General features: G+C 65.8%; 30 protein-coding genes. All 30 read left to right on the top strand.

The window, feature by feature from the left end:
* Positions 1–125: 125 nt before the first annotated feature.
* The 30 genes from AB0J16_RS49040 to AB0J16_RS48895 all read left to right on the top strand — a co-directional run bounded on the left by AB0J16_RS49040 (position 126) and on the right by AB0J16_RS48895 (position 22,498).
* Positions 126–4,001, top strand: a complete 3,876-nt coding sequence (locus tag AB0J16_RS49040) for a DNA-directed RNA polymerase subunit beta' (RefSeq protein ID WP_358553090.1) — start codon at positions 126–128, stop codon at positions 3,999–4,001.
* Positions 4,002–4,561: 560 nt separating this feature from the next.
* Complete coding sequence (gene rpsL, locus AB0J16_RS49035; protein ID WP_214633169.1) at positions 4,562–4,936, top strand: 30S ribosomal protein S12; 375 nt, start codon at positions 4,562–4,564, stop codon at positions 4,934–4,936.
* Positions 4,937–4,938: 2 nt separating this feature from the next.
* Positions 4,939–5,409: a 30S ribosomal protein S7 gene (gene rpsG / locus AB0J16_RS49030; RefSeq protein ID WP_138670613.1), complete on the top strand. Its 471-nt coding sequence runs from the start codon at positions 4,939–4,941 to the stop codon at positions 5,407–5,409.
* Positions 5,410–5,448: 39 nt separating this feature from the next.
* Complete coding sequence (gene fusA / locus AB0J16_RS49025) at positions 5,449–7,548, top strand: elongation factor G (RefSeq protein WP_358553088.1); 2,100 nt, start codon at positions 5,449–5,451, stop codon at positions 7,546–7,548.
* A 150-nt stretch (positions 7,549–7,698) separates the two neighbouring features.
* Entirely contained in the window at positions 7,699–8,892 is a 1,194-nt protein-coding gene (gene tuf / locus AB0J16_RS49020) for an elongation factor Tu (protein ID WP_358553086.1), read from the top strand.
* Between the two features lie 271 nt (positions 8,893–9,163).
* Positions 9,164–9,472 (top strand): 30S ribosomal protein S10, encoded by a 309-nt coding sequence (gene rpsJ, locus AB0J16_RS49015; protein WP_012887830.1) that lies wholly within the window; start codon positions 9,164–9,166, stop codon positions 9,470–9,472.
* Between the two features lie 14 nt (positions 9,473–9,486).
* Entirely contained in the window at positions 9,487–10,140 is a 654-nt protein-coding gene (gene rplC, locus AB0J16_RS49010) for a 50S ribosomal protein L3 (protein WP_225293952.1), read from the top strand.
* Entirely contained in the window at positions 10,137–10,799 is a 663-nt protein-coding gene (gene rplD, locus AB0J16_RS49005) for a 50S ribosomal protein L4 (protein ID WP_357948166.1), read from the top strand. The genes rplC and rplD overlap by 4 nt, the downstream gene beginning before the upstream one ends.
* Entirely contained in the window at positions 10,799–11,101 is a 303-nt protein-coding gene (rplW, locus tag AB0J16_RS49000) for a 50S ribosomal protein L23 (RefSeq protein ID WP_221519391.1), read from the top strand. Before rplD ends, rplW begins: the two co-directional genes overlap by 1 nt.
* A gap of 104 nt (positions 11,102–11,205) precedes the next feature.
* Positions 11,206–12,042 (top strand): 50S ribosomal protein L2, encoded by an 837-nt coding sequence (gene rplB / locus AB0J16_RS48995; RefSeq protein WP_225293948.1) that lies wholly within the window; start codon positions 11,206–11,208, stop codon positions 12,040–12,042.
* Between the two features lie 11 nt (positions 12,043–12,053).
* The gene (gene rpsS / locus AB0J16_RS48990) at positions 12,054–12,332 is read left to right on the top strand and encodes a 30S ribosomal protein S19 (protein ID WP_357650645.1); all 279 of its coding nucleotides are present in this window, start codon (positions 12,054–12,056) and stop codon (positions 12,330–12,332) included.
* A gap of 31 nt (positions 12,333–12,363) precedes the next feature.
* Positions 12,364–12,717: a 50S ribosomal protein L22 gene (gene rplV / locus AB0J16_RS48985; protein ID WP_219539598.1), complete on the top strand. Its 354-nt coding sequence runs from the start codon at positions 12,364–12,366 to the stop codon at positions 12,715–12,717.
* Complete coding sequence (rpsC, locus tag AB0J16_RS48980; RefSeq protein ID WP_357948170.1) at positions 12,717–13,571, top strand: 30S ribosomal protein S3; 855 nt, start codon at positions 12,717–12,719, stop codon at positions 13,569–13,571. The genes rplV and rpsC overlap by 1 nt, the downstream gene beginning before the upstream one ends.
* Positions 13,572–13,573: 2 nt before the next feature.
* A complete protein-coding gene (gene rplP / locus AB0J16_RS48975; RefSeq protein ID WP_219539596.1) occupies positions 13,574–13,993 on the top strand; it encodes a 50S ribosomal protein L16 in 420 nt (139 codons plus the stop codon).
* A complete protein-coding gene (gene rpmC / locus AB0J16_RS48970; protein WP_214633180.1) occupies positions 13,993–14,229 on the top strand; it encodes a 50S ribosomal protein L29 in 237 nt (78 codons plus the stop codon). The genes rplP and rpmC overlap by 1 nt, the downstream gene beginning before the upstream one ends.
* Positions 14,222–14,518 (top strand): 30S ribosomal protein S17, encoded by a 297-nt coding sequence (gene rpsQ, locus AB0J16_RS48965; RefSeq protein ID WP_219539595.1) that lies wholly within the window; start codon positions 14,222–14,224, stop codon positions 14,516–14,518. Before rpmC ends, rpsQ begins: the two co-directional genes overlap by 8 nt.
* A 228-nt stretch (positions 14,519–14,746) precedes the next feature.
* A complete protein-coding gene (gene rplN / locus AB0J16_RS48960) occupies positions 14,747–15,118 on the top strand; it encodes a 50S ribosomal protein L14 (RefSeq protein ID WP_225293942.1) in 372 nt (123 codons plus the stop codon).
* Between the two features lie 8 nt (positions 15,119–15,126).
* Positions 15,127–15,429 carry a 50S ribosomal protein L24 gene (rplX, locus tag AB0J16_RS48955; protein ID WP_225293984.1) on the top strand — a complete coding sequence of 101 codons (303 nt, stop codon included), beginning with the start codon at positions 15,127–15,129 and terminating at the stop codon, positions 15,427–15,429.
* Entirely contained in the window at positions 15,429–16,004 is a 576-nt protein-coding gene (gene rplE, locus AB0J16_RS48950; protein ID WP_225293940.1) for a 50S ribosomal protein L5, read from the top strand. Before rplX ends, rplE begins: the two co-directional genes overlap by 1 nt.
* A 2-nt stretch (positions 16,005–16,006) precedes the next feature.
* Complete coding sequence (locus AB0J16_RS48945; RefSeq protein WP_090769707.1) at positions 16,007–16,192, top strand: type Z 30S ribosomal protein S14; 186 nt, start codon at positions 16,007–16,009, stop codon at positions 16,190–16,192.
* A 169-nt stretch (positions 16,193–16,361) separates the two neighbouring features.
* Positions 16,362–16,760, top strand: coding sequence for a 30S ribosomal protein S8 (rpsH, locus tag AB0J16_RS48940; protein ID WP_192789898.1), 399 nt, complete (start codon positions 16,362–16,364; stop codon positions 16,758–16,760).
* Positions 16,761–16,776: 16 nt separating this feature from the next.
* Positions 16,777–17,319, top strand: coding sequence for a 50S ribosomal protein L6 (gene rplF / locus AB0J16_RS48935; protein ID WP_358553084.1), 543 nt, complete (start codon positions 16,777–16,779; stop codon positions 17,317–17,319).
* A 2-nt stretch (positions 17,320–17,321) separates the two neighbouring features.
* Positions 17,322–17,705 carry a 50S ribosomal protein L18 gene (rplR, locus tag AB0J16_RS48930; protein ID WP_225293936.1) on the top strand — a complete coding sequence of 128 codons (384 nt, stop codon included), beginning with the start codon at positions 17,322–17,324 and terminating at the stop codon, positions 17,703–17,705.
* A gap of 27 nt (positions 17,706–17,732) precedes the next feature.
* The gene (gene rpsE, locus AB0J16_RS48925) at positions 17,733–18,362 is read left to right on the top strand and encodes a 30S ribosomal protein S5 (protein ID WP_049572667.1); all 630 of its coding nucleotides are present in this window, start codon (positions 17,733–17,735) and stop codon (positions 18,360–18,362) included.
* A gap of 2 nt (positions 18,363–18,364) precedes the next feature.
* Complete coding sequence (rpmD, locus tag AB0J16_RS48920) at positions 18,365–18,547, top strand: 50S ribosomal protein L30 (protein ID WP_080043226.1); 183 nt, start codon at positions 18,365–18,367, stop codon at positions 18,545–18,547.
* Positions 18,548–18,549: 2 nt separating this feature from the next.
* Positions 18,550–19,005 (top strand): 50S ribosomal protein L15, encoded by a 456-nt coding sequence (gene rplO, locus AB0J16_RS48915; RefSeq protein WP_358553082.1) that lies wholly within the window; start codon positions 18,550–18,552, stop codon positions 19,003–19,005.
* Between the two features lie 169 nt (positions 19,006–19,174).
* The gene (gene secY / locus AB0J16_RS48910) at positions 19,175–20,485 is read left to right on the top strand and encodes a preprotein translocase subunit SecY (RefSeq protein ID WP_225293931.1); all 1,311 of its coding nucleotides are present in this window, start codon (positions 19,175–19,177) and stop codon (positions 20,483–20,485) included.
* The gene (locus AB0J16_RS48905; protein WP_225293929.1) at positions 20,485–21,135 is read left to right on the top strand and encodes an adenylate kinase; all 651 of its coding nucleotides are present in this window, start codon (positions 20,485–20,487) and stop codon (positions 21,133–21,135) included. The genes secY and AB0J16_RS48905 overlap by 1 nt, the downstream gene beginning before the upstream one ends.
* Before the next feature lie 110 nt (positions 21,136–21,245).
* Positions 21,246–22,049, top strand: a complete 804-nt coding sequence (gene map / locus AB0J16_RS48900; RefSeq protein ID WP_357948177.1) for a type I methionyl aminopeptidase — start codon at positions 21,246–21,248, stop codon at positions 22,047–22,049.
* A gap of 20 nt (positions 22,050–22,069) precedes the next feature.
* Positions 22,070–22,498, top strand: coding sequence for a DUF1707 domain-containing protein (locus AB0J16_RS48895; RefSeq protein WP_357948180.1), 429 nt, complete (start codon positions 22,070–22,072; stop codon positions 22,496–22,498).
* Positions 22,499–22,580: the final 82 nt, after the last annotated feature.

The raw sequence follows: 22,580 nt of genomic DNA, 5'->3' as shown, positions 1-22,580 counted from the left end.
GGCATGTCCATCGAGATGCGTGACACCGACGAGGACGTCTTCCGCGCCGCGGAAGAGCTCGGCATCGATCTGTCCCGGCGTGAGCCGAGCAGCGTGGAAGAAGTCTGAGGGGGAGATCGCACAAAATGCTAGACGTCAACTTCTTCGACGAGCTCAGGATCGGCCTCGCGACGGCCGACGACATCCGCCAGTGGTCGCACGGCGAGGTGAAGAAGCCAGAGACCATCAACTACCGCACCCTCAAGCCGGAAAAGGACGGACTCTTCTGCGAGAAGATCTTCGGTCCGACCCGCGACTGGGAGTGCTACTGCGGCAAGTACAAGCGCGTCCGGTTCAAGGGCATCATCTGTGAGCGCTGTGGCGTCGAGGTGACTCGCGCCAAGGTGCGTCGTGAGCGGATGGGCCACATCGAGCTGGCCGCGCCCGTCACGCACATCTGGTACTTCAAGGGCGTCCCGTCGCGCCTTGGCTACCTGCTCGACCTCGCCCCGAAGGACCTGGAGAAGGTCATCTACTTCGCGGCGTACATGATCACGCATGTCGACACCGAGATGCGTGAGCGTGACCTGCCGTCGCTGGAGGCGAAGATCTCCGTCGAGCGGCAGCACATCGAGCAGCGCCGTGACGCCGACGTCGAGGCCAGGCAGAAGAAGCTCGAAGGCGACCTGGGCGAGCTTGAGGCCGCGGGCGCCAAGGGCGACCAGCGCCGCAAGGTTCGTGAGGGCGCCGAGCGCGAGATGCGTCAGCTTCGCGACCGGGCCCAGCGCGAGCTGGACCGGCTCGACGAGGTCTGGAGCCGCTTCAAGAACCTCAAGGTCCAGGACCTTGAGGGCGACGAGCTGCTCTACCGCGAGATGCGCGACCGCTTCGGCCGCTACTTCAAGGGCGGCATGGGCGCGCAGGCGATCCAGGACCGTCTGATCAGCTTCGACCTCGACGTCGAGTCTGAGAACCTGCGCGAGACGATCCGCAGCGGCAAGGGCCAGAAGAAGGCCCGCGCGCTCAAGCGGCTCAAGGTCGTGTCGGCGTTCCTCAACACCACCAACTCGCCGCGCGGCATGGTGCTCGACTGCATTCCGGTCATCCCGCCGGACCTGCGCCCGATGGTGCAGCTCGACGGTGGCCGGTTCGCGACCTCCGACCTGAACGACCTGTACCGCCGGGTCATCAACCGGAACAACCGCCTCAAGCGTCTGCTCGACCTCGGTGCCCCCGAGATCATCGTGAACAACGAGAAGCGGATGCTCCAGGAGGCCGTCGACGCGCTGTTCGACAACGGCCGTCGCGGTCGCCCGGTCACCGGTCCCGGTAACCGTCCGCTCAAGTCCCTCAGCGACATGCTGAAGGGCAAGCAGGGCCGCTTCCGCCAGAACCTGCTGGGCAAGCGAGTCGACTACTCCGGCCGCTCGGTCATCGTCGTCGGCCCGCAGCTCAAGCTGCACCAGTGCGGTCTGCCCAAGCAGATGGCGCTGGAGCTGTTCAAGCCATTCGTGATGAAGAGGCTGGTCGATCTCAACCACGCCCAGAACATCAAGTCGGCCAAGCGGATGGTCGAGCGGGCGCGTCCGGTCGTGTGGGACGTGCTCGAAGAGGTCATCACCGAGCACCCCGTGCTGCTCAACCGCGCTCCGACGCTCCACCGCCTGGGCATCCAGGCGTTCGAGCCGCAGCTGGTCGAGGGCAAGGCCATCCAGATCCACCCGCTCGTCTGCACCGCGTTCAACGCGGACTTCGACGGCGACCAGATGGCCGTGCACCTGCCGCTGTCGGCTGAGGCCCAGGCCGAGGCCCGCATCCTGATGCTCTCGACCAACAACATCCTCAAGCCGGCCGACGGCAAGCCCGTGACGATGCCCACCCAGGACATGGTCATCGGCCTCTACTGGCTGACCACCCACAAGGACGGCGCCACGGGTGAGGGCCGGGTCTTCGGCTCGATCGCCGAGGCCCAGATGGCCTTCGACCGCCACGAGCTGGATATTCAGGCGAAGATCCAGATCAGGCTCAAGGACGTCCTGCCGCCCCGTGAGTGGGTCGCGCCGGAGGGCTGGGAGCAGGGTGACCCGATCCGCCTGGAGACGACGTTCGGCCGGTGCCTGTTCAACCAGACGCTCCCGGCGAGCTACCCGTTCGTCAACTTCCAGGTCGGCAAGAAGCAGCTGTCCACGATCGTGAACGAGCTGGCCGAGACCTACCCCAAGGTCGACGTGGCCAACTCGCTCGACGCGCTCAAGGACGCCGGCTTCCGCTGGGCGACCCGTTCCGGCGTCACGATCTCGATCGACGACGTCGTCGCGCCGCCGAACAAGGCCGACATCATGGAGAACTACGAGCGCCGGGCCGACAAGGTTCAGCGCGAGTACGAGCGCGGCCTGATCACCGACGAGGAGCGCCGTCAGGAGCTCATCGAGATCTGGACGCACGCCACGGCCGACGTCGAGACCGACATGGTCAACGCCTTCCCGGCGACCAACCCGGTCTGGATGATGGTCAACTCCGGTGCCCGAGGCAACAAGATGCAGGTGCGTCAGATCGCCGGTATCCGTGGCCTGGTGTCCAACACCAAGGGTGAGACGATCCCGCGTCCGATCAAGGCCTCCTTCCGCGAGGGCCTGTCGGTGCTGGAGTACTTCATCTCCACCCACGGACAGCGGAAGGGTCTGGCCGACACCGCCCTGCGTACCGCCGACTCGGGTTACCTGACCCGTCGTCTGGTGGACGTCGCGCAGGACGTCATCGTGCGTGAGATCGACTGCGGCACCGACCGCGCGGTCCCGCTGCACGTCGGCGAGCGGGACTCCGCGGGCAACCTGGTCAAGGCGGAGAACGCCGAGTCCAACGTGCACGGCCGCATCCTGGCCGAGGACGTCGAGGTCGACGGCAAGGTCGTCGTGGCGGCGGGTGTCGACATCAACGACATCCACGTCACCGCGCTGGTCGAGGCCGGCATCGAGACCGTCCGCACGCGCAGCGCGCTCGTCTGCGAGGCCAAGATCGGCGTCTGCGCGACCTGCTACGGCCGCTCGCTGGCGACCGGCAAGCTCGTTGACGTCGGCGAGGCGGTCGGCATCATCGCCGCCCAGTCGATCGGCGAGCCGGGCACGCAGCTGACGATGCGTACCTTCCACACCGGTGGTGTGGCGGGCGCGGACATCACCCACGGTCTGCCCCGTGTCCAGGAGCTCTTCGAGGCGCGCATCCCCAAGGGTGTCGCCCCGATCTCCGAGGCCGAGGGCAGGGTCCGCATCGACGAGACCGACAAGTCGCGCAAGCTCGTCATCACTCCGGACGACGGTTCGGAGGAGATCGCCTACCCGGTCTCGATGCGTTCGCGCCTGCAGGTCTCCGACGGCCAGCGTGTGACGGTCGGCCAGCAGCTGGTCGCCGGTGCGGTCAACCCCAACGAGGTGCTGCGCATCCTCGGCCCGCGGGCCGTGCAGCTGCACCTGGTGGCGGAGGTCCAGCAGGTCTACCGCTCGCAGGGTGTGTCGATCCACGACAAGCACATCGAGATCATCGTGCGGCAGATGCTCAAGCGCGTGAACGTGCTGGAGTCCGGCGAGACCGACCTGCTGCCCGGCGAGCTCGTCGAGCGCCCGCGCTTCGAGCAGATGAACCGCGAGACGGTGGCGGAGGGTGGCGCTCCGGCCGCCGGCCGTCCGGTGCTCATGGGCATCACGAAGGCGTCGCTCGCCACCGAGTCGTGGCTGTCGGCGGCCTCCTTCCAGGAGACGACCAGGGTCCTGACGGACGCGGCGATCCACGCCAAGTCCGACTCGCTCCTGGGCCTGAAGGAGAACGTCATCATCGGTAAGCTCATCCCGGCCGGTACGGGCATGCCCCAGTACCGCAACATCCGGGTCGAGCCGACCGAAGAGGCCAAGGCGGCCATGTACACCGTTGGTGGATACGACGGTTCTGCGGCCGACTACACCTTCGGCACCGGTAGCGGCGAGGCCGTTCCGCTGGAGGAGTACGACTTCGGTCAGTACAACCGCTAGTCGCTCTTTGAAGCACCGCGCCCGGATCGCTGCGATCCGGGCGCGGTGCTTTTTACCGACAGATAGGACTGTGCGCCGCTACGTGCGCCCTCTGGGCCGTTCGGGTGGTGGGAGGGTGTGCCGGGGACTGCCCGGACGGCCCAGGGGCCGGTGCGCCGATGCAGCGCCGCGCGCGGCGTCCAGGGGAACCGCGACCAAACACTCCCCGGGCCGGATATGATAGGCGCGGAGCAGTAGCCGGGCATGCATCGAAGAGGCCCAGCGACCGGCAGTAGTGGCAGAAGCGTTGTCCGCTTTGTCGCGCTGCTTTGACGTGTCGCGTGGGCCTGGGTAGTCTAGAGCATCGTGCCCGTCGTTAGCGGGCTCTCGGCTGTGCGCTCATATTTGGGAGCGCCGGACGGCTTCCTGGCTCGAAGTCCTCTCGGATGTGTCTGTGCGAAGTGCGCGACACGCCCGAGCGCGGGGGCGCCGAGACGGGGAAAACCAGCAGGTCATGACACCGGCAGAACCTGCGAATGAACAACAGACGTATTACCGGCCAAGGCACGAACGGAGTGGCAGTGCCCACTATTCAGCAGTTGGTCCGCAAGGGCCGGCAGGACAAGGTCGCCAAGACCAAGACTCCTGCCCTAAGGGCGAATCCGCAGCGGCGAGGTGTTTGCCAGCGCGTTTACACCACGACCCCCAAGAAGCCCAACTCGGCACTGCGCAAGGTGGCCCGTGTGCGGCTCACCAACGGCATCGAGGTCACGGCGTACATCCCGGGTGTGGGCCACAACCTGCAGGAGCACTCCATCGTGCTCGTGCGCGGCGGTCGTGTGAAGGACCTGCCGGGTGTCCGCTACAAGATCATTCGCGGTTCGCTGGACACCCAGGGTGTCCGCAACCGTAAGCAGGCTCGCAGCAAGTACGGCGCGAAGAGGGAGAAGAGCTAACTATGCCTCGCAAGGGTTCTCCCGGCCGCCGTCAGCTCATGTCTGACCCGGTTTACAGCTCGCCCCTGGTCACCGCTCTGATCAACAAGGTGCTCCTGGACGGCAAGCGTTCCATCGCGCAGTCGATCGTGTACGGCGCCCTTGAGGGCTGCAGGGACAAGACGGGCAACGACCCGGTCGTCACCCTGAAGCGCGCGCTTGACAACGTCAAGCCGACCCTTGAGGTCCGCAGCCGTCGCGTTGGTGGCGCGACCTACCAGGTGCCGGTCGAGGTGCGCGCCGCGCGCAGCACGACCCTGGCCCTGCGCTGGCTGGTGCAGTACTCCCGCGCCCGCCGCGAGAAGACCATGACCGAGCGCCTCATGAACGAGCTCCTCGACGCCAGCAACGGCCTCGGGGCGAGCGTCAAGAAGCGCGAGGACACCCACAAGATGGCCGAGTCCAACAAGGCCTTCGCCCACTACCGCTGGTAACCCCGGCGGGTTCGACGAGACGACGAGGACGCGAGAGAAGTGGCCGCAACGACCGCCCTTGACCTGGCGAAGGTCCGAAACATCGGGATCATCGCCCATATTGACGCGGGTAAGACCACCACGACTGAGCGCATCCTGTTCTACACCGGCATCAACTACAAGATCGGTGAAGTCCACGACGGCGCAGCCACCATGGACTGGATGGAGCAGGAGCAGGAGCGTGGCATCACGATCACGTCTGCCGCGACGACCTGCGAGTGGGCCGGTCACACGATCAACCTGATCGACACCCCGGGCCACGTCGACTTCACCATCGAGGTCGAGCGCAACCTTCGTGTCCTCGACGGTGCGGTCACCGTGTTCGACGGTGTCGCGGGCGTCGAGCCGCAGTCAGAGACGGTGTGGCGTCAGGCCGACCGCTACAACGTCCCCCGCATCTGCTTCGTGAACAAGATGGACCGGGTCGGCGCGGAGTTCCACCGCTGCGTCGACATGATGGTCACCCGTCTTGCCGCGACTCCCGCGGTCATCCAGCTTCCCTGGGGCGTCGAGGCCGGCTTCCGCGGCGTCATCGACCTGGTGAAGATGAAGGGCCTGCTCTGGAGCGAGGACGCGGCCAAGGGCGAGATGTACGACGTCGTCGACATCCCGGCCGACCACGCCGAAGCAGCTCGCGAGTGGCGTGACAAGCTCGTCGAGACCGTCGCCGAGAACGACGACGAGATGATGGAGCTCTTCCTCGAGGCCATCGAGCCCACCGAGGAGCAGCTGGTCGCGGCCATCCGCCGCGCGACGCTGTCCAGCGCCATCAACCCGGTTCTCACCGGCACCGCGTTCAAGAACAAGGGCGTTCAGCCCCTGCTCGACGCGGTGGTCGCCTACCTCCCCGCGCCGACCGACATCCCGGCCTTCGAGGGCCACGCGGTCGGCAACGAGGAGAAGGTCGTCGTACGTCACGCGGACCCGACCGAGCCGTTCTCCGCTCTCGCTTTCAAGATCGCGAGCGACCCGCACCTGGGCAAGATCACCTACATCCGCATCTACTCCGGCACGCTCGAGGCGGGTTCACAGGTCGTGAACTCGGTGAAGGGCAAGAAGGAGCGGATCGGCAAGATCTACCAGATGCACGCTAACAAGCGTGAAGAGCGCCCGGTTGCCTCCGCCGGTCAGATCGTCGCGGTCATGGGTCTCAAGGACACCACGACCGGCGACACCCTGTCCGACCCGGCCAACCAGGTCGTGCTCGAGTCGATGACGTTCCCGGCTCCGGTCATCAACGTCGCGATCGAGCCCAAGACCAAGGGCGACCAGGAGAAGCTGTCGACCGCGATCCAGCGGCTGGCCGAGGAGGACCCGTCCTTCCAGGTCCGTCGTGACGAGGAGACCGGCCAGACGGTCATCTGGGGCATGGGCGAGCTTCACCTGGAGATCCTCGTCGACCGTATGCGTCGCGAGTTCAAGGTCGAGGCCAACGTCGGTCGTCCGCAGGTGGCCTACCGCGAGACCATCCGCCGCACGGTGGACAAGGTCGACTACACCCACAAGAAGCAGACGGGTGGGTCCGGCCAGTTCGCGCGGGTCATCATCAAGCTCGAGCCGCTGGGCGAAGGCAACGACGGCTACGAGTTCGAGAACAAGGTCACCGGTGGCCGTGTCCCGAGGGAGTACATCCCCTCGGTCGACGCGGGTGCTCAGGAGGCCGCCGAGTTCGGCGTGCTGGCCGGCTACCCGATGGTGGGCGTGAAGGTGACGCTCATCGACGGTGCCGCGCACGACGTCGACTCCTCGGAAATGGCCTTCAAGATCGCCGGCTCGATGGCCTTCAAGGAGGCCGCTCGCAAGGCCGATGCTGTACTCCTCGAGCCGATGATGGCCGTCGAGGTCACCACGCCCGAGGACTACATGGGTGACGTCATCGGTGACCTCAACGGTCGCCGCGGACAGATCCAGGCGATGGACGAGCGGGCAGGCGCCCGTGTCGTCTCGGCGCTCGTACCGCTTTCTGAGATGTTCGGCTACGTGGGCGACCTGCGTAGCAAGACGCAGGGGCGCGCGAGCTACAGCATGCAGTTCGACTCCTACTCGGAGGTGCCCCCGGGCATCGCCAAGGAGATCGTCGCGAAGGCCCGGGGCGAATAGTCCCGGGACCCCCGGCCGGGCTTCGCCCAGCCGTTAAGGGGCTTCGGCCTCTGGTGGGGCGGTGCGAGCCGCCTCACCGCTTAGGGGTTCGGGATCACCCGGGCCCGAGTGTGTAGACGAAAGTCAGACAGATTCTCAAGGAGAGAACCAGTGGGCAAGGCCAAGTTCGAGCGGAACAAGCCGCACATGAACATCGGCACCATTGGGCACATCGACCACGGTAAGACCACGCTCACCGCGGCGATCACCAAGGTGCTTCACGACCGTTTCCCCGAGCTGAACAAGGCGACGCCGTTCGACAAGATCGACAAGGCGCCCGAGGAGAAGGCCCGCGGAATTACGATCTCCATCGCGCACGTCGAGTACCAGACCGAGAAGCGCCACTACGCCCACGTGGACTGCCCCGGTCACGCCGACTACGTGAAGAACATGATCACCGGTGCCGCGCAGATGGACGGTGCGATCCTCGTGGTCGCCGCCACTGATGGCCCGATGCCGCAGACGAAGGAGCACGTCCTCCTGGCCCGCCAGGTCGGCGTCCCCTACATCGTCGTGGCCCTTAACAAGTCCGACATGGTCGACGACGAGGAGATCCTGGAGCTCGTCGAGCTCGAGGTCCGTGAGCTCCTGTCCGCTCAGGAGTTCCCCGGCGACGACCTGCCGGTCATCCGCGTCTCCGCGCTCAAGGCTCTTGAGGGCGACCAGAAGTGGGCCGACAGCATCATCGAGCTGATGGACGCGGTCGACGAGAACGTGCCCGAGCCGCCCCGTGAGACGGACAAGCCGTTCCTCATGCCGGTCGAGGACGTCTTCTCGATCACCGGTCGTGGCACGGTCGTCACCGGCCGTATCGAGCGCGGTGTCGTCAAGATCAACGAGCAGGTCGACATCATCGGCATCAAGACCGAGAAGACGACCACCACCGTCACCAGCATCGAGATGTTCAACAAGATGCTCGACGAGGGTCACGCGGGCGACAACGCCGCGCTGCTGCTCCGTGGTATCAAGCGCGACGACGTCGAGCGCGGCCAGTGCATCATCAAGCCGGGCACGACCACCCCGCACACCGAGTTCGACGGCCAGGTCTACATTCTGTCGAAGGACGAGGGCGGCCGCCACACGCCGTTCTTCAACAACTACCGCCCGCAGTTCTACTTCCGTACGACTGACGTGACCGGTGTCGTGCACCTCCCCGAGGGCACCGAGATGGTCATGCCGGGCGACAACACCGAAATGCGCGTTGAGCTGATCCAGCCCATCGCCATGGAGGACGGTCTGAAGTTCGCGATCCGTGAGGGTGGCCGCACCGTCGGCGCCGGCCGGGTCGTCAAGATCATCAAGTAGTACGATCGCGGGGCGGCGGTCGGCCCTCGGAAGAAGGCCGACCGCCGCGCCACGAGGGCAGGAGTCCCTACGGCTTCCGCCCTCAGGCTCCACGGGAAAGCCGTGATCTCGCAGTGGCTTCGGAGTGACCGAAGTAACTGCCGGATCACGGAAGAAAACGGCAGATCGACAACGTCTGTCACGTGGGGCCGTGCGGGTTCGACCCGCACGAACAGCGGCAACAGGCCGCACGATACTTTTTCAGACGACAGCGAAGGACACCGAGGCCACTATGGCGGGACAAAAGATCCGCATCCGGCTTAAGGCCTATGACCACGAGGTCATCGACAGCTCGGCCAAGAAGATCGTCGAGACGGTGACGCGGACTGGCGCGAAGGTCGCGGGCCCGGTGCCGCTGCCGACCGAGAAGAACGTGTACTGCGTCATCCGCTCGCCGCACAAGTACAAGGACAGCCGCGAGCACTTTGAGATGCGCACGCACAAGCGGCTGATTGACATCATCGACCCGACGCCCAAGACCGTCGACTCGCTCATGCGGCTCGACCTCCCCGCGGGCGTCGACATTTCGATCAAGCTCTGAGGGAACGCACTGACATGGCTAAGACGATCAAGGGCGTCCTGGGCAAGAAGCTCGGCATGACCCAGGTCTTCGACGCGGACAACCGGATGGTTCCGGTGACCGTGGTGGAGGCCGGTCCGTGCGTGGTGACCAGGGTCCGCACCGCCGACAAGGATGGCTATTCCGCTGTTCAGCTCGGCTTCGGACAGGTCGACCCGCGGAAGGTCAACAAGCCGCTCGGCGACTACCTGCGTAAGCACGACATCACCCCGCGCCGTTACTTCGCGGAGATCCGCACCGACGACGCGAGCGACTACACCCTGGGCCAGGAGCTGCTGGCCGATACCTTCGAGGCCGGCCAGTTCGTCGATGTGACGGGCAAGAGCAAGGGCAAGGGCTTCGCCGGTGTCATGAAGCGGCACGGCTTCAAGGGTCTGGGCGCGTCGCACGGTACGCAGCGCAAGCACCGCTCGCCGGGTTCCATCGGTGGCTGCGCCACCCCGGGCCGCGTATTCAAGGGTCTGCGCATGGCTGGTCGGATGGGTAACGTCCGCACCACCGTGCAGAGCCTCAAGGTTCACGCCATCGACGTCGAGAACGGTCTCATCCTGATCAAGGGTGCGATCCCCGGCGCCAACGGCAGCCTGGTCCTCGTCCGTACCGCTGCTAAGAAGGGGGCTGCCAAGTGACCAGCATTGACGTCCTCGACGCCAGCGGTAGCAAGGCCGGCACCGTCGACCTGCCCGAAGACATCTTCGGCGCCAAGGTCAACATTCCGCTGATCCACCAGGTGGTCGTGGCCCAGCTCGCCGCTCGCCGGCAGGGCACCCACAAGGCCAAGACTCGTGGTGAGGTCAGGGGCGGCGGCAAGAAGCCGTACCGCCAGAAGGGCACCGGTCGCGCCCGTCAGGGCTCGACCCGCGCGCCGCAGTTCACCGGTGGTGGCGTCGTCCACGGCCCGGTGCCGCGCGACTACTCGCAGCGGACGCCCAAGAAGATGAAGGTCGCCGCCCTGCGTGGCGCCCTGTCGGACCGGGCCGGCGGCGGTCGCGTGCACGTGGTGAGTGGCCTGGTCACCGGCGAGACGCCGAAGACCAAGGCGGCTCTGGAGGCCCTGCGTAAGATCACCCAGTCCAGGACCGTCCTCCTCGTCGTCGACGAGGCCGACGAGCTGACCTGGCTGAGCCTGCGCAACGCTCCCGAGGTCCACCTGCTGGACTCCGGGCAGCTCAACACCTACGACGTGCTCTGCCACGACGACGTGGTCTTCACCCAGGAGGCGTACGACCAGGTCGTGGCGCGTTTGTCGGCAGGGTCGGCCAATTCGAGTGAAGGGGCAGACGCCTGATGGAGAAGATCGCCGACCCGCGCGACGTCATCATCAAGCCGGTCGTCTCTGAGAAGAGCTACGGCCTGATCGATGAGAACAACAAGTACACGTTCCTGGTGAAGAAGACCGCGAACAAGACCCAGGTCAAGATCGCCGTTGAGCAGATCTTCGGGGTCAAGGTCACCAGCGTGAACACGATCAACCGGCAGGGCAAGCGCAAGCGCACCCGCACCGGTTTCGGCAAGCGTCCCGACACCAAGCGCGCGATTGTGAGCCTGGTCGAGGGCGATCGGATCGACATCTTCGGTCAGATCGGCTAGCAGCCATAGAAGTAGGCGGGCCGTACGGCCTGCCAGGGGTCGAGACCGTCGCACGTCCGTGCGGCGGGCTCACCCATGTAACCGACGAAGGATGAACGAAAAAGATGGGCATCCGTAAGTACAAGCCGACGACTCCGGGTCGCCGCGGCTCGAGTGTCTCGGACTTCTCCGAGATCACCCGCAGCACGCCCGAGAAGTCGTTGCTTGCGCCCCTTCATGGCAAGGGCGGCCGCAACGTACACGGCCGGGTCACCGCGCGCCACCAAGGCGGCGGTCACAAGCGCGCCTACCGGATCATTGACTTCCGTAGGCATGACAAGGACGGCATCCCGGCGAAGGTCGCTCACATCGAGTACGACCCCAACCGCACCGCCAACATCGCTCTGCTGCACTACGCCGACGGCGAGAAGCGCTACATCATCGCGCCGACCGGCCTCAAGCAGGGCGACCGCATCGAGAACGGCGCCGGGGCCGACATCAAGCCGGGCAACTGCCTGCCGCTGCGCAACATCCCGACGGGTACCTTCATCCACGCGGTGGAGCTCCGTCCGGGCGGCGGCGCCAAGCTCGGCCGCTCCGCGGGCGCTCAGATCCAGCTGCTCGCCAAGGAAGGCCAGTACGCCACGCTGCGTATGCCGTCCGGCGAAATGCGCATGGTCGACGTGCGCTGCCGGGCGTCGGTGGGTCAGGTCGGTAACGCCGAGCAGGCCAACATCAACTGGGGCAAGGCCGGCCGTATGCGGTGGAAGGGCAAGCGCCCGACCGTCCGTGGTGTCGCCATGAACCCCGTTGACCACCCGCACGGTGGTGGTGAGGGTAAGACCTCCGGTGGTCGCCACCCGGTGAACCCGAAGGGCAAGCCCGAGGGCCGCACCCGCCAGGCCAACAAGTCCAGCGACCGGCTGATCATCCGCCGCCGGAGCAAGAGGAAGAAGCGGTAGGAGCAGCCGATATGCCACGTAGCCTTAAGAAGGGTCCCTTCGTGGACGGCCACCTCGCCAAGAAGGTGGATGTCCAGAACGAGAAGGGCACCAAGACCGTCATCAAGACGTGGTCGCGGCGCTCCATGATCGTGCCTGACATGCTCGGGCACACGATCGCCGTACACGATGGCCGCAAGCACGTCCCGGTGTTCGTCACCGAGTCGATGATCGGCCACAAGCTGGGAGAGTTCGCCCCGACGCGCACCTTCCGCAGCCACGTCAAGGAAGACCGCCGCAGCCGGCGATAGACGCCTTCAGAAGCAGTAAGAGGAGTAAGCGATGGAAGCCAGGGCTCAGGCGCGGTTCGTCCGCGTCACGCCCCTCAAGGCCCGCCGTGTGGTGGACCTTATTCGCGGGCTGCCCGCTTCGGAGGCGCAGGCCGTGCTGCAGTTCGCTCCCCAGTCGGCGAGCGAGCCGATCTACAAGGTGCTCTCGAGCGCCATGGCAAATGCAGAGCACAACTTCGATCTCGACCCCCAGACGCTCTTCGTGAGCCGGGCGTGGGTCGACGAGGGCCCGACGCTGAAGCGGTTCCGTCCGCGTGCCCAGGGTCGTGCCTATCGGATCAACAAGCGGACGAGCCACATCACCGTGATCGTGGAGTCCCGCGAGCCGAAGGGAAGGACCCGATAGTGGGCCAGAAGGTTAACCCGCACGGGTTCCGCCTCGGCATCACGACCGACTTCAAGAGCCGGTGGTACGCCGACAAGCTGTACAAGTCGTACGTCGCCGAGGACGTGTCGATCCGTCGCATGCTGCAGAAGGGCATGGAGCGGGCCGGTATCTCCAAGGTGGAGATCGAGCGCACGACCGACCGCGTCCAGGTCGACATCCACACCGCCCGGCCGGGCATCGTCATCGGCCGTCGCGGCGCGGAGGCCGACCGGATCCGTGGCGACCTGGAGAAGCTGACCAAGAAGCAGGTTCAGCTCAACATCCTCGAGGTGAAGAACCCCGAGATCGACGCCCAGCTCGTCGCGCAGGGTGTCGCCGAGCAGCTCTCCAGCCGTGTCTCGTTCCGCCGCGCCATGCGCAAGGCGATGCAGTCGGCCATGAAGAGCGGCGCCAAGGGCATCCGGGTGCAGTGCTCCGGTCGTCTTGGCGGCGCCGAGATGTCGAGGTCGGAGTTCTACCGCGAGGGTCGCGTGCCGCTGCACACGCTCCGCGCGGACATCGACTACGGCTTCTACGAGGCCCGCACCACCTTCGGCCGCATCGGCGTGAAGGTGTGGATCTACAAGGGCGAGGCGCCCACGAGCCGCGCCGAGCGCGAGGCGGCGGCTGCCGGCGCCCGTGCCGGCCAGCGTCGCGAGCGTGACGACCGTCGCGGTGGCGGCGGTGGCGGCGGCGACCGTCCGCGCCGTGGTGGCGCCGGTGGCGCCCGTCGCGGTGGCGGTCGTGGCGACCGTGCCCCCAGGACTGAGGCGGCCTCACAGGCTGCCCCCGAGACCGGCCCGGCTGCGCAGCCGGGTGCTGAAGGGAGCTGACCATGCTGATCCCGCGCAGGGTCAAGCACCGCAAGCAGCACCGGCCCGACCGCAGTGGCGCCGCCAAGGGTGGCACCAGGGTCGTGTTCGGCGAGTTCGGCATCCAGGCTGTTGAGCACTCCTACGTGACCAACCGCCAGATCGAGTCGGCTCGTATTGCGATGACCCGTCACATCAAGCGTGGTGGAAAGGTGTGGATCAACATCTACCCCGACCGCCCGCTGACCAAGAAGCCGGCTGAGACCCGCATGGGTTCCGGTAAGGGTTCGCCCGAGTGGTGGATCGCCAACGTCAAGCCGGGTCGCGTCATGTTCGAGCTTTCCGGTGTCGCCGAGTCGGTTGCCCGCGAGGCGCTCACTCGCGCGATCCACAAGCTGCCCATGAAGTGCAAGATCGTTAAGCGTGAAGTTGGTGAGGCGTGATGGCTAAGGGCCTGACCGCCGGCGAGCTGCGAGTCGAGGACGAGGACACCCTGGTCCAGAAGCTCAAGGAAGCCAAGGAGGAGCTGTTCAACCTCCGCTTCCAGGCAGCGACCGGACAGTTGGAGAGCCACGGGCGGCTGCGCGCCGTCCGCCGCGAGATCGCCCGTATCTACACCGTGATGCGCGAGCGCGAGCTTGGCATCATCACGGTCGAGAAGGAGACGAGCGATGGCTGAGACCGAGACCACAGAGACCACCGAGACGAACGACGACGCGCGGAACTTCCGCAAGGTCCGTGAGGGCCTGGTCGTCAGCGACAAGATGGACAAGACCGTCGTCGTCGCCGTCGAGGACCGGGTCAAGCACCGGCTGTACGGCAAGGTCATCCGCCGTACGACCAAGTACAAGGCGCACGACGAGGCCAACGCCTGTGGCGTCGGCGACCGCGTGCTGCTGATGGAGACCCGCCCCCTCTCCGCCACCAAGCGGTGGAGGGTCGTGGAGATCCTCGAGAAGGCCAAGTAACCTAACGGCTTCTCGGATATAACGCGCCTCGTGGGGGCCGCCAAGCCCCCATGACGGTGTCCAAGGACGCGAGGCTCCGGCCTCGCGTCGCCTGCGGTGCGGCTCCAGAGCCACCCGAAGCCCCTGGGCTTTCGGAGGGCACTCAGGGGCTGTAGCCGGAGGAACAAGACCATACGAGTTCCGCCAGGCTCGGTAACGAGAACCGGCGCGACTAATCAGGAGAAAACAGTGATCCAGCAGGAGTCGCGGCTCAAGGTCGCCGACAACACGGGTGCCAAGGAGATTCTTTGCATCCGCGTTCTCGGTGGCTCGGGCCGACGCTACGCCGGTATCGGCGACGTGATCGTCGCCACCGTCAAGGATGCCCTGCCCGGTAGCACCGGCGTCAAGAAGGGCGACGTGGTCAAGGCCGTCATCGTCCGCACGGCCAAGGAGCGCCGCCGGCCGGACGGCTCCTACATCCGCTTCGACGAGAACGCCGCCGTCATCATCAAGGACAGCGGTGACCCTCGTGGCACCCGTATCTTCGGCCCGGTGGGCCGTGAGCTGCGCGACAAGAAGTTCATGCGCATCATCTCGCTCGCGCCGGAGGTGCTGTAATGCCGAAGCTGCATGTGAAGAAGGGTGACCTCGTCCAGGTCATCACCGGCAAGGACAAGGGTGCCAAGGGTCATGTCATCGCCACCCTCCCGCGGGAAGACCGCGTGGTGGTCGAGGGCGTCAACATGATCAAGAAGCACACCAAGGAGACCCACCAGGGCCCGCGTGGCGCCAAGACCGGCGGCGTGCAGACCATGGAGGCTCCCATCCACGTGAGCAACGTGAAGAAGCTCAAGGACGAGAAGCGCGAGGACAAGCCCGCCGACAAGAAGGCCGAGGACAAGGCCGACGAGACGGGTGAGGACAGCTGATGACTGCCACGACCACTGAGACCGAGCGTCCGACGCCGCGCCTCAAGACGAAGTACCGCGAGGAGATCGCGGCCAAGCTTCGCGAGGACTTCGGCATCGAGAACGTCATGCAGATCCCCGGCCTGGTGAAGATCAAGGTCAACATGGGTGTCGGCGAGGCGGCTCGCGACTCGAAGCTCATCGAGGGCGCTGTGCGCGACCTCACCGTGATCACCGGCCAGAAGCCGGCCGTCGTCCGGGCGCGCAAGTCCATCGCCCAGTTCAAGCTGCGCGAGGGCATGCCGATCGGCGCGCACGTCACGCTCCGCGGCGACCGGATGTGGGAGTTCCTCGACAGGCTGCTGTCGCTGGCGCTGCCCCGCATCAGGGACTTCCGTGGCCTGTCGCCCAAGCAGTTCGACGGCAACGGCAACTACACGTTCGGTCTGACCGAGCAGGTCATGTTCCACGAGGTCGACCAGGACAAGGTCGACCGGCCGCGGGGCATGGACATCACGGTCGTGACCACCGCGAAGACCGACGACCAGGGCCGGGCGCTGCTGAAGCTCCTCGGGTTCCCCTTCAAGGAGGCCTGATCATGGCGAAGAAGTCGCTGATCGCCAAGGCAGGGCGTAAGCAGAAGTTCGAAGTCCGGGCGTACACCCGTTGCACGCGTTGTGGCCGGCCCCGCGCCGTCTACCGCAAGTTCGGGCTCTGCCGTGTGTGCTTCCGTGAGATGGCGCACCGGGGCGAGCTGCCCGGCATCACCAAGTCCAGCTGGTAGTTACCCTTGGGGGCGGCCACGTGTCGCCCCCGTGGGGGCTGCTCGCCGTACATATGTTGAACCTGTCAAACCGGGTGCTCTCCTAGAGAGCGCCCATGACCGCGCCGAAGGTCCACCGGTAGAGCTCCGCTTCACCGACTGGAAACCGCGGCGAGGAAGGCCACTGGCCATGACGATGACCGACCCGATCGCAGACATGCTGACGCGTCTGCGTAATGCGAACTCGGCGTATCACGACAGCGTGACCATGCCGTATTCGAAGATCAAGGCGCACATCGCCGAGATCCTCCAGCAGGAGGGTTACATCCAGGCTTGGACCGTCGAAGACGCCAAGGTTGGCAAGAACCTCGTGGTGGAGCTCAAGTTCGGGCCTACCCGTGAGCGGTCGCTCGCGGGGCTGCGCCGGGTGTCGAAGCCCGGTCTGCGGGTGTATGCGAAGAAGGACAACCTGCCTCGCGTTCTGGGAGGGCTGGGTGTCGCGATCATCTCGACGTCCGCCGGTCTCATGACCGACAAGCAGGCCGGCAAGCGTGGCGTGGGCGGGGAAGTCCTCGCCTACGTCTGGTAGAGGGGAGGAACACAGCATGTCGAGAATCGGACGGCTGCCCATCCCTGTGCCGAGCGGCGTTGACATCGCGATCAGCGGCCAGGATGTCCAGGTCAAGGGCCCGAAGGGCACGCTTTCTCATACAGTCGCGGATCCCATCAAGGTGGGTCGCGATGACGACGGCGCTATCGCCGTCACCCGGCCCAACGACGAGAACAAGGTCCGTGCGCTGCACGGCCTGTCGCGGACGCTGATCGCCAACATGGTGCAGGGCGTCACGCAGGGCTACTCCAAGACCTTGGAGATCGTCGGCGTCGGTTACCGCGTTCAGGCCAAGGGCCCGGCGCAGCTGGAGTTCGCACTGGGCTTCAGTCACCCGGTCATCGTCGACGCCCCCGAGGGCGTCACCTTCCGCGTCGAGAAGCCGACCCTGTTCCACGTGGACGGCATCGACAAGCAGAAGGTCGGCGAGGTCGCGGCCAACATCCGCAAGTTGCGCAAGCCTGACCCGTACAAGGGCAAGGGCGTGCGTTACCAGGGCGAACAGATCCGCCGCAAGGTCGGAAAGGCTGGTAAGTAGGCATGGCTCCGAAGACTGCGTTCGGCAAGCACACGGCTGCCCGCACCGTCTCGCGGGCCCGCCGTCACCGCCGCGTCCGCAAGAACGTCGTCGGTACGGCCGCGCGTCCGCGCTTGGTCGTCAACCGTTCGACTCGTCACCTGTTCGTGCAGATCGTGGACGACTCCGTCGGCCACACGCTGGTGAGCGCGTCCACCATGGACTCCGCGCTGCGCACGCTCGAGGCTGACAAGACCGAGAAGGCCAAGAAGGTCGGCGAGCTCCTCGCTCAGCGGGCCAAGGAAGCCGGGATCACGGCGGTCGTGTTCGACCGCGGTGGCAACCGCTACGCCGGGCGCATCGCCGCTCTGGCGGACAGCGCCCGCGAAGGTGGGCTCGAGTTCTGATATGGCAACTGAGATGAGGAACCACTGATGGCTGCAGCTCCGCGTCGCGGTGGCGGCACCGGTGGCGAGCGGCGGGACCGTCGTGACGATCGCCGCGGTGGCGCCGCCGACAAGGGCGTCTCGTACATCGAGCGCGTAGTGAAGATCAACCGAGTGGCCAAGGTCGTGAAGGGTGGTCGTCGCTTCAGCTTCACCGCCCTCGTCGTCGTCGGTGACGGCAACGGCCTGGTCGGCGTCGGCTATGGCAAGGCCAAGGAAGTCCCCGCGGCCATCGCCAAGGGCGTCGAAGAGGCCAAGAAGCACTTCTTCAAGGTCCCGAGGATCCAGGGCACCATCCCGCACACCGTGCAGGGTGAGGAGGCGGCCGGTGTCGTCTTCCTGCGTCCGGCTTCCGCCGGTACCGGCGTCATCGCCGGTGGCCCGGTGCGCGCCGTTCTGGAGTGCGCCGGCATCCACGACGTCCTGTCCAAGTCGCTCGGCTCGGACAACCCCATCAACATCGTGCACGCCACGGTGGCGGCTCTGAAGGGTCTTTCCCGGCCCGAGGAGATCGCCGCCCGCCGTGGTCTGCCGATCGAGGACGTCGCTCCGGCCCGGATGCTGAAGGCTCAGCGCGAAGGCATCGCCGAAGCGGCGGCCGCCAAGGCGGTGAGCTAGTCATGGCACGCCTGAAGATCACTCAGGTTCGCTCGAAGATCGGTGGCAAGCAGAACCAGCGTGACTCGCTGCGTTCGCTTGGCCTGAAGCGAATCGGCGATGTCGTCGTCAAGGAGGACCGGCCCGAGATTCGCGGCATGGTCTCCGTGGTGACGCACCTCGTCGAGGTGGAAGAGGTCGACTAGTCATGACTGACAAGGCTCCGCTCAAGATTCACGACCTGCGTCCGGCCCCCGGCGCCAACAAGTCCAAGATCCGCAAGGGTCGCGGCGAGGCGTCCAAGGGTAAGACGGCCGGTCGCGGCACCAAGGGCAGCCACGCCCGTACGACGGTCCCCCTCGGTTTCGAGGGTGGCCAGGTGCCGCTGCAGAGGCGTCTGCCGAAGCTCAAGGGCTTCTCCAACGCGCTGTTCAAGACGACCTACCAGGTCGTCAACCTGGACAGGCTCGGCGAGCTGTTCCCCGAGGGTGGCGAGGTCACCGTCGAGACGCTGGTCGCCAAGGGTGCTGTCCGCAAGAACCAGCTGGTGAAGGTGCTCGGCACCGGCGAGATCTCGGTCGCGGTGAACGTGCGGGCGCATGCCTTCTCGTCTTCCGCGAAGGAGAAAATCGCCGCTGCTGGGGGTTCCGTTACCGAGCTGTAAGAGCTATTACGAGGCGTGGGGGCTCTGACCATGGGCCCCCACGCCCGTAGTGCGTTAGAGTTCGCGAGACGGCAGGATTCTGTCCGGCTCGTTTTGACATGAGACTTCTGATGGCAGATCCCCGCACCATCGCATACTCACACCGCCTTATAGGCGCGCAGGAGGGACCGTGCTGACCGCGTTTACCCGGGCGTTCCGGACGCCGGATCTGCGCAAGAAGTTGCTCTTCACTCTGGGCATCATCGCGCTGTTCCGACTCGGCTCGGTTCTTCCGACTCCGGGAGTTCACGTCCAGAACCTTGCGTCCTGTTTTGATCAGGTCCGCAACGGTGAAAACGGCAATATCTACGGGATGGTGCAGCTGTTCAGCGGCGGCGCGCTCCTGAAGCTGTCGGTGTTCGCACTGGGCATCATGCCGTACATCACCGCCAGCATCATTCTCCAACTTCTCGTTGTCGTGATCCCACGCCTTGAAGCCCTCAAGAAGGAGGGGCAGGCCGGTCAGACGAAGATCACACAATATACGCGTTATCTGACGATCGGTCTGGGCATCCTGCAGTCGACGGCGTTCATCGCGCTGGCGCGCTCCGGGCAGCTCTTCCAGGGCTGTGACAAGGACGTCCTGCTCGACCCCGACAACATCTTCATGATCGTCACGATGGTCGTCATCATGACGGCCGGCACCTCGGTCATCATGTGGCTGGGCGAGCTCATCACCGACCGTGGTGTGGGCAACGGCATGTCGATCCTCATCTTCACGCAGGTCGTCGCGGTCTTCCCGTCCGAGCTGGCCAGCATCTTCCAGGCCAACAAGTTCACCTTCGCCGTCGTCATGGTGGTAGGCGTCTTCATGATCGCCGCCGTGGTCTTCGTCGAGCAGGCGCAGCGCCGCATTCCGGTGCAGTACGCCAAGCGGATGGTCGGCCGCAGGATGTACGGCGGCACGTCCACTTACATCCCGCTGAAGGTCAACCAGGCCGGTATCATCCCGGTCATCTTCGCGTCCTCGCTGCTCTATCTGCCGCAGCTGCTGACCTCGCTGTTCGCCAACGCGGAGAACCCCAACGCGGTCGTGCAGTGGATCTCCGCGAACCTCACCAAGGGCGACACGCCCATCTACATGATCACGTTCTTCGTCCTGATCGTGTTCTTCACCTACTTCTACGTGTCCATCACCTTCAACCCCACTGAAGTGGCTGACAACATGAAGAAGTACGGTGGGTTCATTCCGGGCATCCGCCCGGGACGGCCGACGGCTGGTTACCTGAGTTTTGTGCTCACCCGCCTGACCGCCCCCGGCGCGCTCTATCTGGGTCTGATCGCCATGATCCCGATCGTCGCGCTCGCGGTGGCCGGAGCGAGCCAGAACTTCCCGTTCGGAGGGACGAGCATTCTGATCATGGTTGGCGTCGGCCTGGACACGGTCAAGCAGATCGAGAGCCAGTTGCAGCAGCGTAATTACGAAGGCTTCCTGCGGTAGTGCGTCTCGTTCTGGTCGGGCCCCCCGGAGCGGGTAAGGGGACACAGGCCCAGTACATCGCGTCGAACCTGTCCATCCCGAAGATCTCGACAGGTGACATCTTCCGTGCCAACGTCTCCGGGGGCACGGAGCTCGGCAAGCTCGCCAAGACGTTCATGGACCGCGGCGACCTGGTGCCCGACAAGGTCACCATCGCCATGGTCCGCGACCGTCTCGCCGAGGACGACGCGCAGGACGGCTTCCTGCTCGACGGCTTCCCCAGGAACGTCGCTCAGGCCGAGATCCTGCGCGACATGCTGAAGGAGTGGGGCCAGGCGCTCGACCTGGTCCTGGAGCTGGTAGTTGACGACGACGAGGTGGTCAGGCGGCTGGCCGGCCGCCGCACCTGCAGCCAGTGCGGTCGCATCTGGCACGTCGAGTTCGATGACAAGAAGGACGACCGGTGCGACGCCTGCGGCGGCACGCTGTTCCAGCGTGACGACGACAAAGAGGAGACGGTCAGGCATCGCCTGGAGGTCTACCAGGAGCAGACGGCGCCGCTGGTGTCCTACTACGCGGACGAGGGCATCCTCGTGGGTGTCGACGCGACCGGTCCGGTCGAGGAGGTCACCCAGCGGGCCATGGAGGCCATCCGCCCTTTCATGGGGTAAGCCCGATGGCCGACTGCGGAGGTGGCACGGATTTCCGTGCCACCTCGCGGCTATTGTGAGGGAATTGGGCTCCCACATCTGCCCGTTGAGACCCCGGGGGGGTGCCACACGTGTTCAAGAAGAACCGGCATGGAATCCAGATCAAGACGCCCGAGCAGCTCGACAAGATGCGGGCGGCCGGTCTGGTGGTCGGGCGAACGCTCGATCTGTTGAAGCGCTCCGTCGAGCCGGGGATGACACCCCTGGACCTCGACGCCATCGCGGAGAAGGCGATCAGGGATGAGGGCGCCATCCCGTCGTTCAAGGGCTATCAGGGGTTTCCCGCCACGATCTGCGCCTCGGTCAACGAGGAAGTCGTCCACGGCATCCCGACGAGCGCCCGCGCGCTGCGCGAAGGCGACGTCATCTCCATCGACTGCGGCGCCATCCTCGACGGCTGGCACGGCGACTCGGCGGTCACGGTGCCGGTGGGGGAGGTGGACCCGAAGCTCACCGAGCTCATGCGGATCACCGAGGAGTCGATGTGGCGCGGCATCGCCGCGCTGACCGTCGGCCGCCACCTGTCGGACATCGGGTACGAGGTGGAGCGCTACATCAAGTCGCAGGGCCGCTTCGGCATCCCGCCCGAGTACGGCGGCCACGGCATCGGCACCGAGATGCACATGGACCCGTGGATCGCCAACCACGGCCGTCCCGGCAGGGGACCCGTGCTGGAGGCCGGGATGTGCCTGGCGATCGAGCCCATGGTCAACCTGGGCACGGAGCGCACGCGCGTACTGGCCGACGATTGGACCGTCGTGACGATCGACGGGAAGCAATCCGCACACTTCGAACACAGCGTCGCGGTGACACATAATGGTCCTTGGGTGCTAACCGCCCTCGATGGGGGCGAAGAGCGCTTGGCGCAGCCGTAGACGAGCCGGGAGTGGTGGGTATGGCGCAGAGCCCCGAGATGCGTGCCTCGGACGTCGACAGAGATCGGGTGGCCGGCGTGCTCCGGGAGCACACCGCGCAGGGCCGCATCACGATGGACGAGTTCAACGAGCGGCTCGAACAGCTCTACCAGAGCAAGACCTACGGCGAGTTGGCCCGGCTGACCGCGGACCTGCCGGACGTGGACCTGCGCAACCCGCCCGCCAAGCTGACCGAGCCCACCCCGGCGCCCAAGAGCGGCATGCACTCGGGAATGCGCGCGGCCTGGAGCGCGTGGGCCGCGGCGAGCTCGATCAACTGGGTGATCTGGCTGATCGTGAGCGTCACCTCCGGGCACATGATCTACCCCTGGCCGCTGTGGGTGATGGGTCCCTGGGGTGCGATTCTGCTGATCAGCACCATCTTCGGGGGCGGTCAAAAGCGTCAGTGAGTGTGTAGTAGTGCACTGTGTGTATTCGTCCGCAGAAGGCGGCGAATGTCCTTCCTAACGTAAGCGGTGCCGGACAACAGAG

The sequence above is a fragment of the Nonomuraea sp. NPDC049750 genome (genome assembly GCF_040659625.1).
In the GTDB taxonomy this organism is placed as follows: domain Bacteria; phylum Actinomycetota; class Actinomycetes; order Streptosporangiales; family Streptosporangiaceae; genus Nonomuraea.
Note: the sequence above shows the minus strand (reverse complement) of the source record. Positions and strands in the feature narration are given on the sequence as shown.